14 protein-coding genes and 1 riboswitch are annotated in these 15,040 nt (G+C 72.4%); of the genes, 7 read left to right on the top strand and 7 right to left on the bottom strand.

Annotated elements, in window-relative coordinates:
• Positions 1–13: 13 nt before the first annotated feature.
• A complete protein-coding gene (locus tag MRBLML1_RS11210; protein ID WP_364515758.1) occupies positions 14–445 on the top strand; it encodes a hypothetical protein in 432 nt (143 codons plus the stop codon).
• Here MRBLML1_RS11210 and MRBLML1_RS11205 read toward each other — a convergent pair.
• From MRBLML1_RS11205 to cobN, 5 genes are read right to left on the bottom strand one after another with little or no spacing between them, the layout of a single operon-like run.
• Positions 442–1,164 carry a cobalt-precorrin-6A reductase gene (locus MRBLML1_RS11205; protein ID WP_364515756.1) on the bottom strand — a complete coding sequence of 241 codons (723 nt, stop codon included), beginning with the start codon at positions 1,162–1,164 and terminating at the stop codon, positions 442–444. The genes MRBLML1_RS11210 and MRBLML1_RS11205 overlap by 4 nt on opposite strands.
• Positions 1,161–2,552, bottom strand: a complete 1,392-nt coding sequence (locus tag MRBLML1_RS11200; protein ID WP_364515754.1) for a cobyric acid synthase — start codon at positions 2,550–2,552, stop codon at positions 1,161–1,163. The genes MRBLML1_RS11205 and MRBLML1_RS11200 overlap by 4 nt, the downstream gene beginning before the upstream one ends.
• Positions 2,549–2,911: a hypothetical protein gene (locus tag MRBLML1_RS11195; protein WP_364515752.1), complete on the bottom strand. Its 363-nt coding sequence runs from the start codon at positions 2,909–2,911 to the stop codon at positions 2,549–2,551. The genes MRBLML1_RS11200 and MRBLML1_RS11195 overlap by 4 nt, the downstream gene beginning before the upstream one ends.
• The gene (gene cobF / locus MRBLML1_RS11190; RefSeq protein ID WP_364515750.1) at positions 2,898–3,638 is read right to left on the bottom strand and encodes a precorrin-6A synthase (deacetylating); all 741 of its coding nucleotides are present in this window, start codon (positions 3,636–3,638) and stop codon (positions 2,898–2,900) included. The genes MRBLML1_RS11195 and cobF overlap by 14 nt, the downstream gene beginning before the upstream one ends.
• Positions 3,635–7,216, bottom strand: coding sequence for a cobaltochelatase subunit CobN (gene cobN, locus MRBLML1_RS11185; protein ID WP_364515748.1), 3,582 nt, complete (start codon positions 7,214–7,216; stop codon positions 3,635–3,637). Before cobN ends, cobF begins: the two co-directional genes overlap by 4 nt.
• Before the next feature lie 39 nt (positions 7,217–7,255).
• A riboswitch (cobalamin riboswitch) is annotated at positions 7,256–7,371 on the bottom strand.
• A 9-nt stretch (positions 7,372–7,380) separates the two neighbouring features.
• Between cobN and MRBLML1_RS11180 the strand changes: the two genes are divergently transcribed.
• The gene (locus MRBLML1_RS11180) at positions 7,381–7,917 is read left to right on the top strand and encodes a hypothetical protein (protein WP_364515746.1); all 537 of its coding nucleotides are present in this window, start codon (positions 7,381–7,383) and stop codon (positions 7,915–7,917) included.
• Here the strand turns inward: MRBLML1_RS11180 and MRBLML1_RS11175 are convergent.
• Both MRBLML1_RS11175 and MRBLML1_RS11170 read right to left on the bottom strand, forming a co-directional pair.
• The gene (locus MRBLML1_RS11175) at positions 7,884–9,437 is read right to left on the bottom strand and encodes an AMP-binding protein (protein WP_364515744.1); all 1,554 of its coding nucleotides are present in this window, start codon (positions 9,435–9,437) and stop codon (positions 7,884–7,886) included. The two genes, MRBLML1_RS11180 and MRBLML1_RS11175, sit on opposite strands and share 34 nt — an antisense overlap.
• An 83-nt stretch (positions 9,438–9,520) precedes the next feature.
• The gene (locus MRBLML1_RS11170; RefSeq protein ID WP_364515742.1) at positions 9,521–10,219 is read right to left on the bottom strand and encodes a TetR/AcrR family transcriptional regulator; all 699 of its coding nucleotides are present in this window, start codon (positions 10,217–10,219) and stop codon (positions 9,521–9,523) included.
• 89 nt (positions 10,220–10,308) lie between these two features.
• On the opposite strand from MRBLML1_RS11170, the gene MRBLML1_RS11165 reads away from it, so the two are divergent.
• Genes MRBLML1_RS11165 through MRBLML1_RS11145 form a run of 5 tightly spaced genes read left to right on the top strand, consistent with a single transcriptional unit; the run spans position 10,309 to position 15,040 of the window.
• Positions 10,309–11,508 (top strand): lipid-transfer protein, encoded by a 1,200-nt coding sequence (locus MRBLML1_RS11165; RefSeq protein WP_364515740.1) that lies wholly within the window; start codon positions 10,309–10,311, stop codon positions 11,506–11,508.
• A 31-nt stretch (positions 11,509–11,539) separates the two neighbouring features.
• Positions 11,540–11,974, top strand: coding sequence for a type II toxin-antitoxin system Rv0910 family toxin (locus MRBLML1_RS11160; RefSeq protein WP_364515738.1), 435 nt, complete (start codon positions 11,540–11,542; stop codon positions 11,972–11,974).
• Positions 11,974–12,837, top strand: a complete 864-nt coding sequence (locus MRBLML1_RS11155) for a MaoC/PaaZ C-terminal domain-containing protein (RefSeq protein WP_364515736.1) — start codon at positions 11,974–11,976, stop codon at positions 12,835–12,837. The genes MRBLML1_RS11160 and MRBLML1_RS11155 overlap by 1 nt, the downstream gene beginning before the upstream one ends.
• Positions 12,838–12,865: 28 nt before the next feature.
• Entirely contained in the window at positions 12,866–13,735 is an 870-nt protein-coding gene (locus tag MRBLML1_RS11150; protein ID WP_364515734.1) for an SDR family oxidoreductase, read from the top strand.
• 9 nt (positions 13,736–13,744) lie between these two features.
• Entirely contained in the window at positions 13,745–15,040 is a 1,296-nt protein-coding gene (locus MRBLML1_RS11145; RefSeq protein ID WP_364515731.1) for an acyl-CoA dehydrogenase family protein, read from the top strand.

Genomic DNA, 15,040 nt, shown 5'->3' with positions numbered 1-15,040 from the left:
CATCATCGATGCCATGACGATCGACGAGGAGCACACCCGTCCCGAGGGCGTCGACGACCTGACGGTCGAGGCGCTCGGCAAGATCTCCGAGGCGCTGGAGGCGGTCGAGGTCGCCCGCGGCCACCTCTACACCTTCCACCGGCTCAGCGGCACCGCCGACCTCACCCTCGGCGAGGGCGTGGACCAGCTCCGCGAGGCCGGGCACACCGAGCTGGCCGACCGCATCGAGCGTGAGCTCGTCGGGCGCAACGTGCTCCCGGGCCGGTGGACCTTCCAGGTCGTCGAGGAGTACGACGACGGCTACTACGCCACGTTCAAGGAGCTCGACCGCTTCGCTCGTGAGCAGCTCGTCGAGGGCAAGCGGCACCTCTACGAGGCGGAGATGAAGGAGGACCGGCGCACCGACGGGCGGCCGGGGCACGAGGCGACGCCCGCCGACGTCTAGCGCTCGCGCAGCCAGGCGAGCACTGCGTCGACCTCCGCGACCGTCCGTACGCCGGGCGGGGGCGCCGGGCGGCGTACCAGCACGACGGGCATCCGTCGCTCCGCCGCGGCCGCCATCTTGGGCCAGGTGTGCTCGCCGCCGGAGTCCTTGGTGACCAGCACGTCGCGGTCGGCGAGCAGCGCCCGCTCACCCTCCAGCGTGTAGGGCCCGCGCGAGGTGAGCAGCTCCCACGCCGAGGGGACCTCGATCTCCGGCGGGTCCACCACCCGGGCGAGCACCTCGTGCTCGTTGAGCGCCGGCACGAACCGGGCCAGCTCCTGGCGGCCCACGGTCAGGAACGGCCGGCTGCCGAGCTCGCCGGCCACGGTCGCGGCCTGCTCGTGGGTGTCCACCCAGATCCACGACGGGGTCGCCCGCTCGGCCCAGCCGGGTCGCTGGAGGCGCAGCAGCGGCACGTCCTCGGCAGCACAGGCCGCCGCCGCGTTGCGGCTGATGCCCTGGGCGAACGGGTGGGTGGCGTCGACGACGACGTCGAACCCGGCGAGGGCCGCCCGCAGCCCCTCGACTCCCCCGAAGCCGCCGATCCGGACCTTCCCGACCGGCAGCCGCGGGCGGGCCACCCGGCCCGCCAGCGAGGAGACCACGGCGACGCCGTCCTCCACGAGCCGCGCCGCGAGCGCCCGGGCCTCCCCCGTGCCGCCGAGCAGCAGCACCCTCACCGGGTCAGCCCCAGCAGTGCGTCGAGGTCGAGGTGCTCCTCGACGAGGTCGCCGAGCAGGTCCAGCCGGGCCGCGCGGGCGGCCGGGAAGGACGCCTGGGACTCGGCCCCGAGCGCGCCGCGCAGGAAGGCCGCACGGGTGGCGTCGTCCTCCAGGCTGCCGTGCACCATGGTGCCGGTGACCGGGCCGTCGGTCGTCGTGCCGGTGACCCGGCCGTGGTGGATCTCGTAGCCCGCCGGCTCCAGCAGGGCGAGCCGCTTCTCCGCGCCGAAGCGGGTGGTCAGGTCGAGCAGGCCGAGCCCGGCGACGGCCGCACCGGCCTCCCCCTCGATCCCCTCGGGGTCCTCGATCCGGGCACCGAGCATCTGGCAGCCGCCGCAGATGCCGAGGACGGGCCGACCGGCCGCGGCGTGCCGCTGGATCGCGAGGTCCAGGCCGCGCTCGCGCAGCCACGCCAGGTCCGCGAGCGTGGCGCGGGTGCCCGGCAGCACCACCAAGTCGGCCTCGGCCAGCCGCGCCGGGTCGGACACGAAGCGGACGTCCAGGCCCGGCTCCAGGCCGAGCGCGTCGACGTCGGTGAAGTTGCTGATCCGCGGCAGCCGGACCACCGCGACGGTGCGCGCGTCGCTGCCCACCGGCGCCCGGCGGCCGTCGAGGTCGAGCGCGTCCTCGGAGTCCAGCCACAGCCCCGGGTGCCACGGCAGCACGCCGTACGTCGGCCGGCCGGTGCGCCGCTCCAGGTCGGCGAGCCCCGGGCGCAGGAGCTCGACGTCGCCGCGGAACTTGTTGACGACGTACCCCTTGACCAGCGCCTGGTCCGCCTCGTCCAGCAGCATCAGCGTCCCGTACGCCGCGGCGAACCACCCACCGCGGTCGATGTCGCCCACCACGACCGTCGGCACGTCGCCGTGCCGGGCCAGCCCCATGTTGACGTAGTCGCTGGAGCGCAGGTTGATCTCCGCGGGGCTGCCCGCGCCCTCCGCGACCACCAGGTCGAAGCGCGAGCGCAGGTCGTCGAAGGCCGCGAAGGCGCTCGCCGCCAGACGAGCCCGGCCGTCGTGCCAGTCACGGGCGGAGACCTCGCCGTCGGGGCGGCCCATCCGCACCACGTGGCTGCGGCGGTCGCTGCCGGGCTTGAGCAGCACCGGGTTCATCGCGACCTCGGGCTCGACGCCGGCGGCCAGCGCCTGCACCCACTGGGCACGTCCGATCTCGCCGGGCTCGCCGTCGACGCCCCGCACGACCATCGAGTTGTTCGACATGTTCTGCGCCTTGTACGGCGCCACCCGGATCCCGCGTCGCGCGAACGCCCGGCACAGGCCCGTCGTCACCACGCTCTTCCCCGCGTCGGAGGTCATCCCCGCGACGAGCAGGGCTGCCCCGGTCATCCGCGCTTGCCCCGGAACAGGTGGCGCTGGAGCGACGCCGGCACCGGGCCGCCCTCGCGGACCCAGTCGACGACCGCCGCGGTGCTCGCCGAGGACAGCACGCCGCCGAGCCAGAAGTCCTTCGGCCGCCGGCCGCCGGGGTTCCAGGTGAAGTCCCGGACCAGCACGACGTTCGACCGGTCGCACTCGTCGAGGCAGTCGACCACCCGGACCCGCACCCGCGGCCCGCGCCGGCCGGCGGGGTCGTCGAGCGCCTCGATCTCGTCGCGCTGGGTGCGGTGGTCGACCTCGGGATGCTTCGTGGTGGTGCCGCAGCAGCAGTCGCGGCACAGCAGGACGTCGCGCTCAGGCAGCGCCATCGGCAGGCCCCCTCAGCAGGAACAGGTCCATCACCCAGCCGGCCTCCGCCCTGGCCGCCTCCCGGGCCGCGACCAGCTCGTCGAGCACGTCACCGACCCGGCCGCTGACGAGCCGTTCCCCCACGCCGCCGAGGTTGGCGCCCCACCAGATCGTCCAGTCGCCGAAGCCGTCGAGGTCGACGCCGGCGGTCAGCATCACCACCACGTTGTCCTGCCCGCCCGCGACGTCGGCGCGCAGGCGGCGAGCGGTCGTCACGTGCACCGGCCTGCCGACCTCGTGCAGCACGATCCCGTGCCGCGCGGCGAGCACCTGCGGGGCGCTGATCCCGGGCAGCACGTCGAAGGTGACGCCGAGCTCGCGCACGATGCGGATCGTGCCGTCGTACAGCGAGGGGTCGCCCCAGACCAGGAAGGCGCACGTGCCGCCGCGCTCGTCGAGCACGGCGCGATAGGCGGCCAGCCGGGCGTCGTACCAGTCGGCGACGGCGCCCTCGTAGCCCGCGCGGTCCAGGCCCGGGGAGCGGTCCCGCTCCGGGTCGCGTACGACGACGAGCTCGACCCCGTGCGCGTCGGCCACCGCCTGCCGCACGGCCAGCAGCGGGTCGTCGTCGCCCTTCTGCACCGCGAGGGCGTAGTCGCACCCGCGCAGCGCCGCGGCCGCCTCGGGCGTGACGTGCTGCGGCCCCATCCCGAAGCCGATGACGCGGATCTCGACGGGCTCGGTCACCGAGCGTCGTCCTCGAGGTCGCCCTCGACCTCCAGGTAGGCCGCCTGCAGGGCCGCGAGCAGCTCCGGGTCGGGCGACTCCCACAGGCCGCGGTCCTTGGCCTCGTGCAGCCGCTCGACGATGCTGCGCAACGCCCAGGGGTTCGACTTCCGCAGGAACTCCTGGTTGGTCTCGTCGAGCACGTAGGACTTGGCCAGCGACTCGTACATCCAGTCGTGCACGACGCCGGCGGTGGCGTCGAAGCCGAAGAGGTAGTCCACGGTCGCGGCCAGCTCGAAGGCGCCCTTGTAGCCGTGGCGCTGCATCGCACCGATCCAGCGCGGGTTGACCACGCGGGCGCGGAACACCCGGTTGGTCTCCTCCTGCAGGGTGCGCGTGCGGACCGCGTCGGGGGTGGTGGAGTCGCCGACGTAGGCCTTGGGGTCGGCGCCGGTCAGCGCGCGCACGGTCGCAACCATCCCGCCGTGGTACTGGAAGTAGTCGTCGCTGTCGGCGATGTCGTGCTCGCGGGTGTCGATGTTCTTCGCGGCGACCTTGATCCGCTTGTAGTTGGCGCGCATGTCGTCGGAGGCCGGCACGCCGTCCAGGTCGCGGCCGTAGGCGAAGCCGCCCCACGCGGTGTAGACCTCGGCGAGGTCGGCGTCGTCGCGCCAGGTGCCCGACTCGACCGCCTGGAGGATGCCGGCGCCGTAGGACCCGGGCTTGGAGCCGAAGATCCGGGTCGTGGCGCGACGCTCGTCACCGTGCTCGGCGACGTCGGCCTGCGCGTGGGCGCGCACGTAGTTCTGGTCGGCGGGCTCGTCGAGCTCGGCGACCATCCGCACCGCGTCGTCGAGCATCGCGACCACGTGCGGGAAGGCGTCGCGGAAGAAGCCGGAGATCCGCACCGTGACGTCGATCCGCGGCCGGCCGAGCTCCTCCAGCGGGATGGTCGTCAGCCGGTGCACCCGCTTGGACGCCTCGTCCCACTCCGGTCGTACGCCGAGCAGGGCCAGCACCTCGGCGATGTCGTCGCCGGAGGTGCGCATCGCCGAGGTGCCCCACACGGAGAGGCCGACGGAGGTCGGGAAGGATCCCTCCTCCTCGACGTAGCGCTGCACGAGCGAGTCGGCCATCGCCTGGCCGGTCTCCCAGGCCAGGCGGGAGGGCACGGCCCGCGGGTCGACGGTGTAGAAGTTCCGGCCCGTCGGCAGCACGTTGACCAGCCCGCGCAGCGGCGAGCCGGACGGGCCGGAGGGCACGAAGCCGCCGGCAAGGGCGTGCAGGGTGTGGTCGAGCTCGTCGGTGGTGCGGGCCAGCCGCGGGACCACCTCGGTGGCGGCGAAGGTGAGCACCGAGCGCACGGCGGGGTCGGCGTGCAGGTCGTCCACCCGCGCCGGGTCCCAGGACGCCTTCTCCATCGCCTCGACCAGCTCGCGGGCCTCGGCCTCGACCCGGTCCACCTCGGTGGTCGGGGCGTCGGGGGCGAGCCCGAGCGCGGACCGGAGCCCCGGCACGGCCTGCGACTGCCCGCCCCAGACCTGGGCGGCGCGCAGGATCGCGAGCACCAGGTTGACCCGGGCCTCGGCCTCGGGCGCCTGGCCGAGCACGTGCAGGCCGTCGCGGATCTGGACGTCCTTGATCTCGCAGAGCCAGCCGTCGACGTGCAGCAGGAAGTCATCGAAGTCGTCGTCCTCGGGCTTCTCGTCGAGGCCGAGGTCGCGGTGCAGCTCGGCGGCGTGCATGAGCTGCCAGATCTCGCCGCGGATGGCCGCGAGCTTGCCCGGGTCCATCGCGGAGATCTTGTCGTACTCCTCCAGCAGCCCCTCCAGGCGTGCGATGTCGCCGTACGACTCGGCGCGGGCCATCGGCGGCACCAGGTGGTCGACGATCGTCGCGTGCGCGCGGCGCTTGGCCTGTGCGCCCTCGCCCGGGTCGTTGACGAGGAAGGGGTAGACCAGCGGCATGCTGCCGATCGCGGCGTCCGTGCCGCAGGACGCCGACAGGGCGGCATTCTTGCCCGGCAGCCACTCCATCGAGCCGTGCTTGCCCAGGTGCACGACCGCGTGCGCGCCGAAGCCGTGCTCCACCCAGCGGTAGGCCGCCAGGTAGTGGTGCGAGGGCGCGAGGTCCGGGTCGTGGTAGATCGCGACCGGGTTCTCCCCGAAGCCGCGGGGCGGCTGGATCATCAGCACCACGTTGCCGGCCCGCAGCGTGGCGAGCACGATCTCGTCGCTGTCGTTGACGAACAGCCGGCCGGGCGCCGGTCCCCACGCCTCGACCATCCCCTCGCGGAGGTCCTCGGGCAGGTCGGCGGTCCACCGCGCGTAGTCGTCGGCGGAGACCCGGACGTGCGCGTCGGTGAGCTGGACCGAGGTCAGCCACTCCTCGTCCTGCCCGCCCGCCGCGATCAGCGCGTGGATCAAGGTGTCGCCGGCGACGGTGTCGTCCTCGATGTCCAGCACGCCGAAGCCGTCGCCCACGTCGTAGCCCGCGTCCCGCAGGCGCCGCAGCAGCCGTACGGCGGAGACGGGGGTGTCGAGACCGACCGCGTTGCCGATCCGGGAGTGCTTGGTCGGGTAGGCGCTGAGCATCAGCGCGATCCGCTTGTCGGCGTTCGCCACCCGGCGCAGGCGGGCGTAGTTGACCGCGAGACCGGCCACCCGCGCGGCGCGCTCCGGGTCGGCGACGTACGACGGCAGGCCGGCCGGGTCGAGCTCCTTGAACGAGAAGGGCGCGGTGCTGATCCGCCCGTCGAACTCGGGGATCGCCACCTGGTTGGCGTAGTCGAGCGGCGTGACGCCGTCGTCGGAGGCCAGCCACTCCTCGCGGCTGCTGGTCAGGCACAGCCCCTGCAGCACCGGGATGTCGAGCGCGGCGATCCGGGCGACGTCCCAGGTCTCGTCCTCGCCGCCCGCGCTGACGGCGGCCGGGGTGCTGCCACCGGCGGCCAGCACCGTGACGACCAGGGAGTCGAGCGTGCCGAGGGCGTCGAACAGCGCGTCGGGGGCCGAGCGCAGCGAGCCCGCGAAGATCGGCACGCCGACGGCCTCGCCGGTCGCGTCGATGGCGTCGCACAGGGCGTGCGCGAAGTCGGTGTTGCCGCTGGCGTGGTGGGCGCGGTAGAACAGCACGCCGACCCGTGCGCGGTCCTCGCCGGCCGACGCTGCCGGCCGCTCGACCAGGCCCCAGGCGGGGATCACCTCCGGCGGCTCGAAGCCCTCGCCGGTGAGCAGCACGGTGTCGGAGAGGAAGGCGTGCAGCTGGGCGAGGTTCCGCGGGCCGCCCTCGGCGAGGTAGCGGTGCGCCTCGGCCGCGATGCCGACCGGCACCGTGGACATCTCCATCAGCTCGGCGTTGGGCGTCTGCTCGCCGCCCAGCACCACCATCGGCTTCCCGGTCGCCCGGATCCGCTCGAACCCGCCGCACAGGTCCTGCGGCCCGCCGAGGATGCGCGCCACGACCAGGTCGGCCGCCTCGATCGCGGCGGCCATGTCGGTGTGCCCGGGCCGGCCCGGGTTCGCCCACGTGTAGTCCGCCTCGCTGGCGCGTGCCGAGAGCAGGTCGGTGTCGGACGTGGACAGGAGTGCGATGCGCACGGCTTCCTCCTCGGGGTTCGCGCCCCTCATCGGCGGTGCGTCCGTGCGCAGTGTCTGGCTCTCCCCGCTCGTCGCCTCGCGAGGATCACAGTGGCGGAACCGCCCCGGTCTCACACCGGGTTCCTGCCGCACGGACCTGAGGTGGCTCAGCCTACGGTGGAGCCATGCAGCAACAGCAGGGCGGCCTCCAGGTCTCGGTGCACGGACACCCCAACGCGGACACCCTGCTGCTCTGGCACCCGCACGTGCGCACCGACCCGGACGGCGTGGCCGCGCTCGCCAGCCGGATCGCGACCCGCAGCGGGGTGCGCGTCGTCGTACCGGTCTGGGAGGACGGGCGCGACCTGCTCCGCTCGGTGCGCTACGCCCGCGAGTCCTCGGTGCACCCGCCGGACGCCCTCTCCGTCGTGGGGTACGGCGAGGCCGGCGTCGCCGCGCTCAGCCTCGCCCTCCACCAGCGCCGCCTCGGGATCGGGTTGACCCGGGTGACCTGCGTCGACGGCGGCGCCGAGGTCGTGGACCCGGTCAGCGGCCAGCCGCTGCCCGAGCCGGCCGCCGTCCCGGTGGAGACCGCGGTCGACGTCGTCGAGGCGGACGGCGACTGGGCGGCGACGACGGTCGCGGCGTGGCAGGCCGCCGGGTGGGCGGCCAGCCTGGTCCCCGCGACTCAGTTCACCTGGCGGGTGAGCCCCTCCCAGTAGGGCGCGCGCAGCTTGAACTTCTGCAGCTTGCCGGTCGCCGTGCGCGCCAGCTCGTCGCGGAACTCCACCGACGTCGGCGCCTTGTAGCCGGCCAGGCGGTCCTTGCACCAGCGGATCAGCTCGGCCTCCATGTCCGGGCCGGCCTCCGCGTCCCCGGTCAGCACGACGAGCGCCTTGATCGTCTCTCCCCACTTCTCGCTCGGCACACCGATGACGGCGACCTCCGCGACAGCAGGGTGCGAGAACAGGGTGTCCTCGACCTCGATCGAGGTGACGTTCTCGCCGCCCGTGATGATGACGTCCTTCTTGCGGTCCGCGATCGTCAGGTAGCCGTCCTCGCCGAGGTAGCCGCCGTCGCCGGTGTGGAACCAGTCGCCGGCCAGCGCGGCAGCGGACTCCTCCGGCTGCTCCCAGTAGCCCTCCAGCACCACGTTCGAGCGGGCCAGCACCTCGCCGGCGCCCTCCTCGGACTCGTCGATCTTGAGCCGTACGCCGAGGGCGGGCGCGCCCGCACGGGTCAGCTTGTGCGCGCGCTCCTCCGCGGGCAGGTCGTCCCACTCGGCGCGGGTGCGGTTGAAGGTCAGCAGCGGCGAGGTCTCGGTGAGGCCGTAGATCTGGATGAACTCCCAGCCCAGCTCCTCCTGGACCCGGATGACGGTCTTGGTCGGCGGCGGGGCGCCGGCCATGATGATCCGCACCTTGTCGCGCCCGGGGATCTCGCCCTCCCAGGTCTGCGCGGCCTCCAGCACCGCGGCCGCCACGGCGGGGGCCGCGCACATCACGGTCACCCCGTGGTCGCGCACCCGGCGCAGGATCTCGGCCCCGTCGACCTTGCGCAGGATGATGTGCCGCGCCCCGATCCCGGTCATCGCGAACGGCATCCCCCAGCCGTTGGCGTGGAACTGCGGCAGCGTGTGCAGGTAGACGTCGCGGTCGCTGATCTGCGCGTGCAGGCCGAAAGTGAGCGCGTTGACCCAGATGTTGCGGTGGGTGATCTGCACGCCCTTGGGGCGGGCGGTGGTGCCGGAGGTGTAGTTGATGGTGGCGGTGGCGCCCTCGTCGTAGGTCCACGGCCGGGGCTCGGCGCCCTCGGCGGCGTAGAGCGCGTCGTCGTCGCCGATCACGTACTTCTGCTCGCAGGTCACCCCCGCCAGCGACTCCTCCAGCTCGGGGTCGAGGTAGAGCACGCGCGCACCGGAGTGGTCGACGATGTACTGCACCTCGTCCGGGCTGAGCCGGAAGTTCACCGGGACCAGCACCCGGCCCCAGCCGCTCACGCCGAAGAAGGACGTCAGCAGGCGGCTGCTGTTGTGGCTGACGACGGCCACCCGCTCGCCCACGCCGATGCCGAGCTCGTCCAGCTTCGCGGCCTGGCGCCGCGCCAGCTCACCGACCTGCGCATAGGTGAGCTCACCCTGGCTCACGGCCGGCTGGGTGGGCTCGTCCACGACACCGACGCGCTCGCCGTACACCTGCACGGCGCGGTCGAGGAAGTCATTGACGCTGAACGGGACGAACACGGGCGGCCTCCGGGCGCTCGAGGGTTGTGACGCACACCACCCTAGGCCCGCGGCGGTCGTGACGACCCCCTCGAAAGGAGGGTTCAGCCCGGCAGCGTCCGGTCGAGGTCGATCTCGAGCCTCGCGATGCCGGCCGCGCCGAGGATCTGCCCGCACGCCGCCTCGGAGAGGAAGCGGGTGAGCCCGGCGGCGCTGCTGCGGCTGGCGGGGTCGGCGGCCAGCCAGCCGTTGACGACGCTGTCGGTCATCCCGACCAGGCCGGTGGCGAGGTCGGCGACGAGGCCGCGCGGCACCTTGCGCGGTGCGGACATCGGCACCAGGAGGGAGTCGATGATCTCCGTGGCCATCTGCACGAACCCGGCCTTGCCGCCGAACATCGCGGGCGAGCCGTGCTCGGGGTGGTTGGCCGAGCCGGAGCCGAGGAAGCGGTGCAGCTCGGCGTGCTCCTGCACCCACTCGACGTACGTCGAGACCGCCCGGCGCACGGCGGCGCGGATCGTGCCGCGCACGACCAGCGCCGGCGCGAGGTCCTCCACCATGTTGTCCACGATGCGCTGGCGGATCTGCTCGTCGAGGTCCTCGCGGTCCTTGAAGAGCCGGTAGACGACCGAGCGCGGCACGCCGGCCTCGGCAGCGATCGCCGCCACCCCGGCATCGCTGCGGCCGGCGTCGATCATCGCGATGGCCGTGGTGAGGATCCGCTCGTGGCGGTTCTGGCGGTGCTCGTCCCAGCGCGCGTCACGACCGTCGGCCTTCGCCGCGGGGGTCGTCACCTGGGTCACGGAGGTGAACTCTAGTGGAAGCCCTTGACTGGACACGGTGTCCAATCTACTTTTGCCCGGACACGCTGTCCAGGAAAGGGACTCGCTCGATGAGCAACAAGGTGTACGTCGTCGGCGTCGGCATGACGAAGTTCGAGAAGCCCGGCGCCCGCGACTGGGACTACCCCGACATGGCGAAGGAGGCCGGGACCAAGGCGCTCGCCGACGCGGGCATCGACTACCGCGAGGTCGAGCAGGCCTACGTCGGCTACGTCTACGGCGAGTCGACCGCCGGTCAGCGCGCCGTCTACGAGCTCGGCATGACCGGCCTGCCGGTCGTCAACGTCAACAACAACTGCTCCACCGGCTCCACCGCGCTCTACCTCGCGACCCAGGCGATCCGCGGCGGCCTCGCCCAGTGCACGCTCGCGCTCGGCTTCGAGAAGATGCAGCCCGGCTCCCTCGGCTCGACGTACGACGACCGCGAACAGCCGATGATGAAGCACCTGCTCGCGCTGGCCGAGCTCCAGGAGTTCGCGATGCCGCCCGCGCCGTACATGTTCGGCGCGGCGGGCAAGGAGCACCAGGAGCGCTACGGCACCACGAACGAGCAGTTCGCCAAGGTGGGCGTGAAGAACCACCGGCACTCGGCCAACAACCCCTACGCCCAGTTCCAGGACGTCTACACGCTCGAGGAGGTCCTCGCCTCGCGCCAGGTCTACGGGCCGCTGACCAAGCTGCAGTGCTCGCCGACCTCCGACGGCTCCGGCGCGGTCATCCTCGCCAGCGAGGCGTTCGTCGACCAGCACGGCCTCGGCGACCAGGCCGTGGAGATCATCGGCCAGTCGATGGTCACCGACATGGACAACACCTTCACCGACAAGTCGGCGCAGTCGCTGGTCGGCAAGGAGATGACCCGCACGGCCGCGCAGCTGGTCTACGAGCAGGCCGGCATCGGCGCCGACGACATCGACGTCATCGAGCTGCACGACTGCTTCTCCGCCAACGAGCTGCTCACCTACGAGGCGCTCGGCCTGTGCGGTGAGGGCGAGGCCGGCAAGCTCATCGACAACGACGACACGACGTACGGCGGCCGATGGGTCGTCAACCCGTCCGGCGGACTGATCTCCAAGGGTCACCCGCTCGGGGCCACCGGTCTCGCGCAGTGCAGCGAGCTCACCTGGCAGCTGCGCGGCACCGCCGACGCCCGTCAGGTCGAGTCCGCGGCCGGCAAGGACGGCGTCGCCCTCCAGCACAACATCGGCCTCGGCGGGGCGGTCGTCGTGACCGCCTACCGGCGAGCCAGCTGACAACAACCAACCCAGAAGGAAGAACAAGAACATGGCAAGCGTCTCCGTCACCCAGGCCCTCCCCGTCGACCCGCAGACCGCGTGGGACCGGCTCACCGACCTCGCGACCTGGGAGAACTGGCTCACCATCCACCAGGGCTGGAAGTCCGAGCTCCCGACCGAGGTCACCCAGGGCACCCAGATCACCGAGGTCGTCTCGGTCATGGGCATGGCCAACAAGATCGAGTGGACCGTCACCGAGGTCGACGCCCCCAACAGCGTCGCCATCGAGGGCACCGGCATGGCCGGCGTGAAGGTGAAGTTCGCGCTCTCCGTCGCCCCCGCCGAGACCGGCTCGAACATCACCATGGACGCCGACTTCAACGGCACCATGATCGTCGGCCCGATCGGCAAGGCCGTCGCGAAGAACGCCCAGGCCGACCTCGAGGCCTCGCTGGAGAAGTTCGCGGTGCAGGTGGCTGCCTGATGACGACGGCGGTGACCTTCGAGGGCTCCGGCCTCGGGCAGTGGACAGAGGACCAGGTCTTCGAGGTCACCGCCGAGCGCATCGCGGAGTACGCCGCGGCGACCAACGACCCGATCGAGGCGCACCTGAAGGGTGAGCTCGCCTCGCCGGTGTTCGCGGTGGTGCCCACCTTCTTCTCGATGGCGCCCGCGGCGCTGGAGGTGGCCCCGGTCGACCTGCTGATGAAGCTGGTCCACGGCGAGCAGGACTTCCACTTCCACCGGCCGATCCGGCCCGGCGACGTGCTCACCTGCAAGGCGCGGGCCACGGGCTACGCCTCGCTCAGCACCGGCTCGACCGTCGTCGTCTACGCCGAGACCCGCGACGCCGACGGCGAGCTGGTCAACGAGCAGTGGATCACCGCGTTCTTCCGGGGCGTCGACGCCGGCGGGACCGTCGGCGACCTGGCCCCGGGCCACGCGCTCGACGCCGCGGTCACGGCCGGAGCGCCGGCCGCCACGGTCACCCAGCACGTCGACGACGACCAGACCTTCCGCTACTCCCCCGCGTCCGGCGACCCGATGCCGATCCACCTCGACGAGGAGATCGCCCGGATGTCCGGCCTGCCGGGGATCATCAACCACGGCCTGTGCACGATGGCGTTCACCTCGTGGGCGGCGCTGGAGCAGTTCGCCGACGGCGACGTCTCGCGCCTGCGCCGCCTGGCGGTCCGCTTCGCCAAGCCGGTCCTGCCCGGCCAGGACATCACCACCCGGTTCTGGGACCTGCCGGCCGACGCCACCACCGAGGGCCGCGCCGTCGGCTTCGAGACCTCGGTCGGTGACGACCTGGTCATCCGCGACGGCCTCGCCGTCTTCTCCTGATCCACCACCACGAAGGAACACACCTGTCATGGGAACTCTCGACGGACGCATCGCCATCGTCACCGGAGCGGGCCGCGGCATCGGCCGCGAGCACGCGCTGCTCCTCGCCCGCGAGGGCGCGAAGGTGCTCGTCAACGACCTCGGCGGCGCCAACGACGGCTCCGGCTCGGACGCCGGTCCCGCCCAGGACGTCGTGAACGAGATCGCCGAGGCCGGTGGCACCGCGGTCGCCAACACCGACAACGTCGCCACCTGGGAGGGCGCCGAGCGGATGGTCCAGCAGGCCATCGAGCAGCTCGGCGGCCTCGACATCCTCGTCAACAACGCCGGCATCCTGCGTGACGTCTTCATCCCCAACATGACCGAGGACCAGTGGGACGCGGTCATCGCGGTCCACCTCAAGGGGCACGCGGCGCCACTGCACCACGCCGCGGCGTACTGGAAGACGCAGACGAAGGCCGGGGAGGAGGTCAACGCCTCGGTGATCAACACCGCCTCCGCGTCGGGCACGTTCATGCCCAACGCCGGTCAGGCCAACTACGGCGCCGCCAAGGCCGGCATCGCCGCGCTGACGCTGGTGGCGGCCGACGAGCTGGAGCGCTACGGCGTCCGGGTCAACGCGATCGCGCCGATCGCCCGCACCCGGCTGACCCTCGCCACGCCCGGCATGGGCGCGATCTTCGCGGCCGAGGTGCCCGAGGGCGAGTTCGACGCCTTCCACCCGTCCAACATCTCCCCCCTCATCGGGCGCCTCGCCGCGGCCGACTGCAAGCTCACCGGCAAGGTGTACGCCGTCCAGGGCGGCGTCATCCAGGAGCTCGCCGGCTGGCACGACGTCTCGGCCATCGAGTCCGACGGCCCGTGGGACATCGCCGACCTCGCGAACCGGCTCGGCTGAGGCCCCGCGATGCACGCATGGTCGGAGATGGACGAGGCGATCCGCGAGGGCGTCCGCGACTGGATCGCGAAGAACGTCGAGCCGGTCCGCGACGAGATCGAGTCGGGTGAGCGGGCGCCGTACGACCTGGCTCGGCAGTTCTTCGCGGACTTCGGTGCCGCCGACATGGCGCGGGACGGGGTGCGCAAGCTGCTCGCCGCCGAGCGCCGCAAGGCGGAGGCGCGGGCCGCCGGCGAGCCGCGGCCGGCCGGGAAGGACCGCTCGGACGAGCCGAACCCGATGCTCGACATGCTCAGCATGGGCGCCGTGGTCGGCGCGGAGCTCGCCGGTGTCTCGCTCGGCACGATGGTCTCGCTGGGGGTGTCCATCGGCCTCGGTGCCGCGACGATCCTGCAGAAGGGAACGCTGGAGCAGAAGGAGAAGTACGTCGAGCGGATCGCCACGCTCGAGCACATCGCCGCCTGGTCGATCACCGAGCCCGACTCGGGCTCGGACGCCTTCGGCGGGATGAAGACGACCGTGCGCCGCGACGGCGACGAGTTCGTGCTGACCGGGTCGAAGACGTTCGCGACCAACGGCCCGGACGCCGACGTGGCGGTCGTCTACGCCAAGCTCGACGAAGGGGACGGCACGCCGATCCGCGACCGGCAGGTCCTCGCGTTCATCCTCGAGAAGGGCGACGCCGGCTTCACCCAGGGCAAGCCGTTCAAGAAGATGGGCCTGATGTCGTCGCGGACCGGCGAGCTGTTCTTCGACGAGGTCCGGCTCGGCATGGACCGCCTGCTCGGCGGCGAGAAGGCGCTGGATCGCAGCGACCGCGCCAACGACGGCCGCGAGAGCGCCCGCGACGGCTTCGTCATGGAGCGGGTCGCCTGCGCCATCGGCTCGCTCGGCATCATCGACGAGTGCCACCGGCGCTCGGTCGACTACGCCAAGAAGCGCGAGCTCTGGGGCAAGCCGATCAGCGAGTTCCAGCTGATCCAGCTCAAGCTGGCGAAGATGGAGGTCGCGCGGCTCAACGTGCAGAACATGGTCTTCGTCGCCCTCGACGCCATCAAGGCCGGCCGGCTGCCCACGCTCGCCGAGGCCTCCGCGATGAAGCTCTACTCGACCGAGGCCGCGACCGACGTCGCCATGGACGCCGTGCAGCTCTTCGGCGGCAACGGCTACATGACCGAGTACCGCGTCGAGCAGCTGGCCCGCGACGCGAAGTCGCTGATGATCTACGCCGGCAGCAACGAGATCCAGGTGACCCACGTCGCCAAGGGTCTGCTCGCCGCCCACCCCTCGACCCAGGGAGCCTGA

Source organism: Nocardioides sp. LML1-1-1.1 (assembly GCF_040676175.1).
Classification (GTDB): Bacteria; Actinomycetota; Actinomycetes; order Propionibacteriales; family Nocardioidaceae; genus Nocardioides.
Note: the sequence above shows the minus strand (reverse complement) of the source record. Positions and strands in the feature narration are given on the sequence as shown.

Coding starts and splice junctions, on each gene's coding strand:
- MRBLML1_RS11165 (WP_364515740.1), top strand. CDS start 10,309: ATGAGCAACAAGGTGTACGTCGTCGGCGTCGGCATGACGAAGTTCGAG.
- MRBLML1_RS11150 (WP_364515734.1), top strand. CDS start 12,866: ATGGGAACTCTCGACGGACGCATCGCCATCGTCACCGGAGCGGGCCGC.
- MRBLML1_RS11155 (WP_364515736.1), top strand. CDS start 11,974: ATGACGACGGCGGTGACCTTCGAGGGCTCCGGCCTCGGGCAGTGGACA.
- MRBLML1_RS11160 (WP_364515738.1), top strand. CDS start 11,540: ATGGCAAGCGTCTCCGTCACCCAGGCCCTCCCCGTCGACCCGCAGACC.
- MRBLML1_RS11180 (WP_364515746.1), top strand. CDS start 7,381: ATGCAGCAACAGCAGGGCGGCCTCCAGGTCTCGGTGCACGGACACCCC.
- MRBLML1_RS11210 (WP_364515758.1), top strand. CDS start 14: ATGACGATCGACGAGGAGCACACCCGTCCCGAGGGCGTCGACGACCTG.
- MRBLML1_RS11145 (WP_364515731.1), top strand. CDS start 13,745: ATGCACGCATGGTCGGAGATGGACGAGGCGATCCGCGAGGGCGTCCGC.
- MRBLML1_RS11195 (WP_364515752.1), bottom strand. CDS start 2,911: ATGGCGCTGCCTGAGCGCGACGTCCTGCTGTGCCGCGACTGCTGCTGC.
- MRBLML1_RS11200 (WP_364515754.1), bottom strand. CDS start 2,552: ATGACCGGGGCAGCCCTGCTCGTCGCGGGGATGACCTCCGACGCGGGG.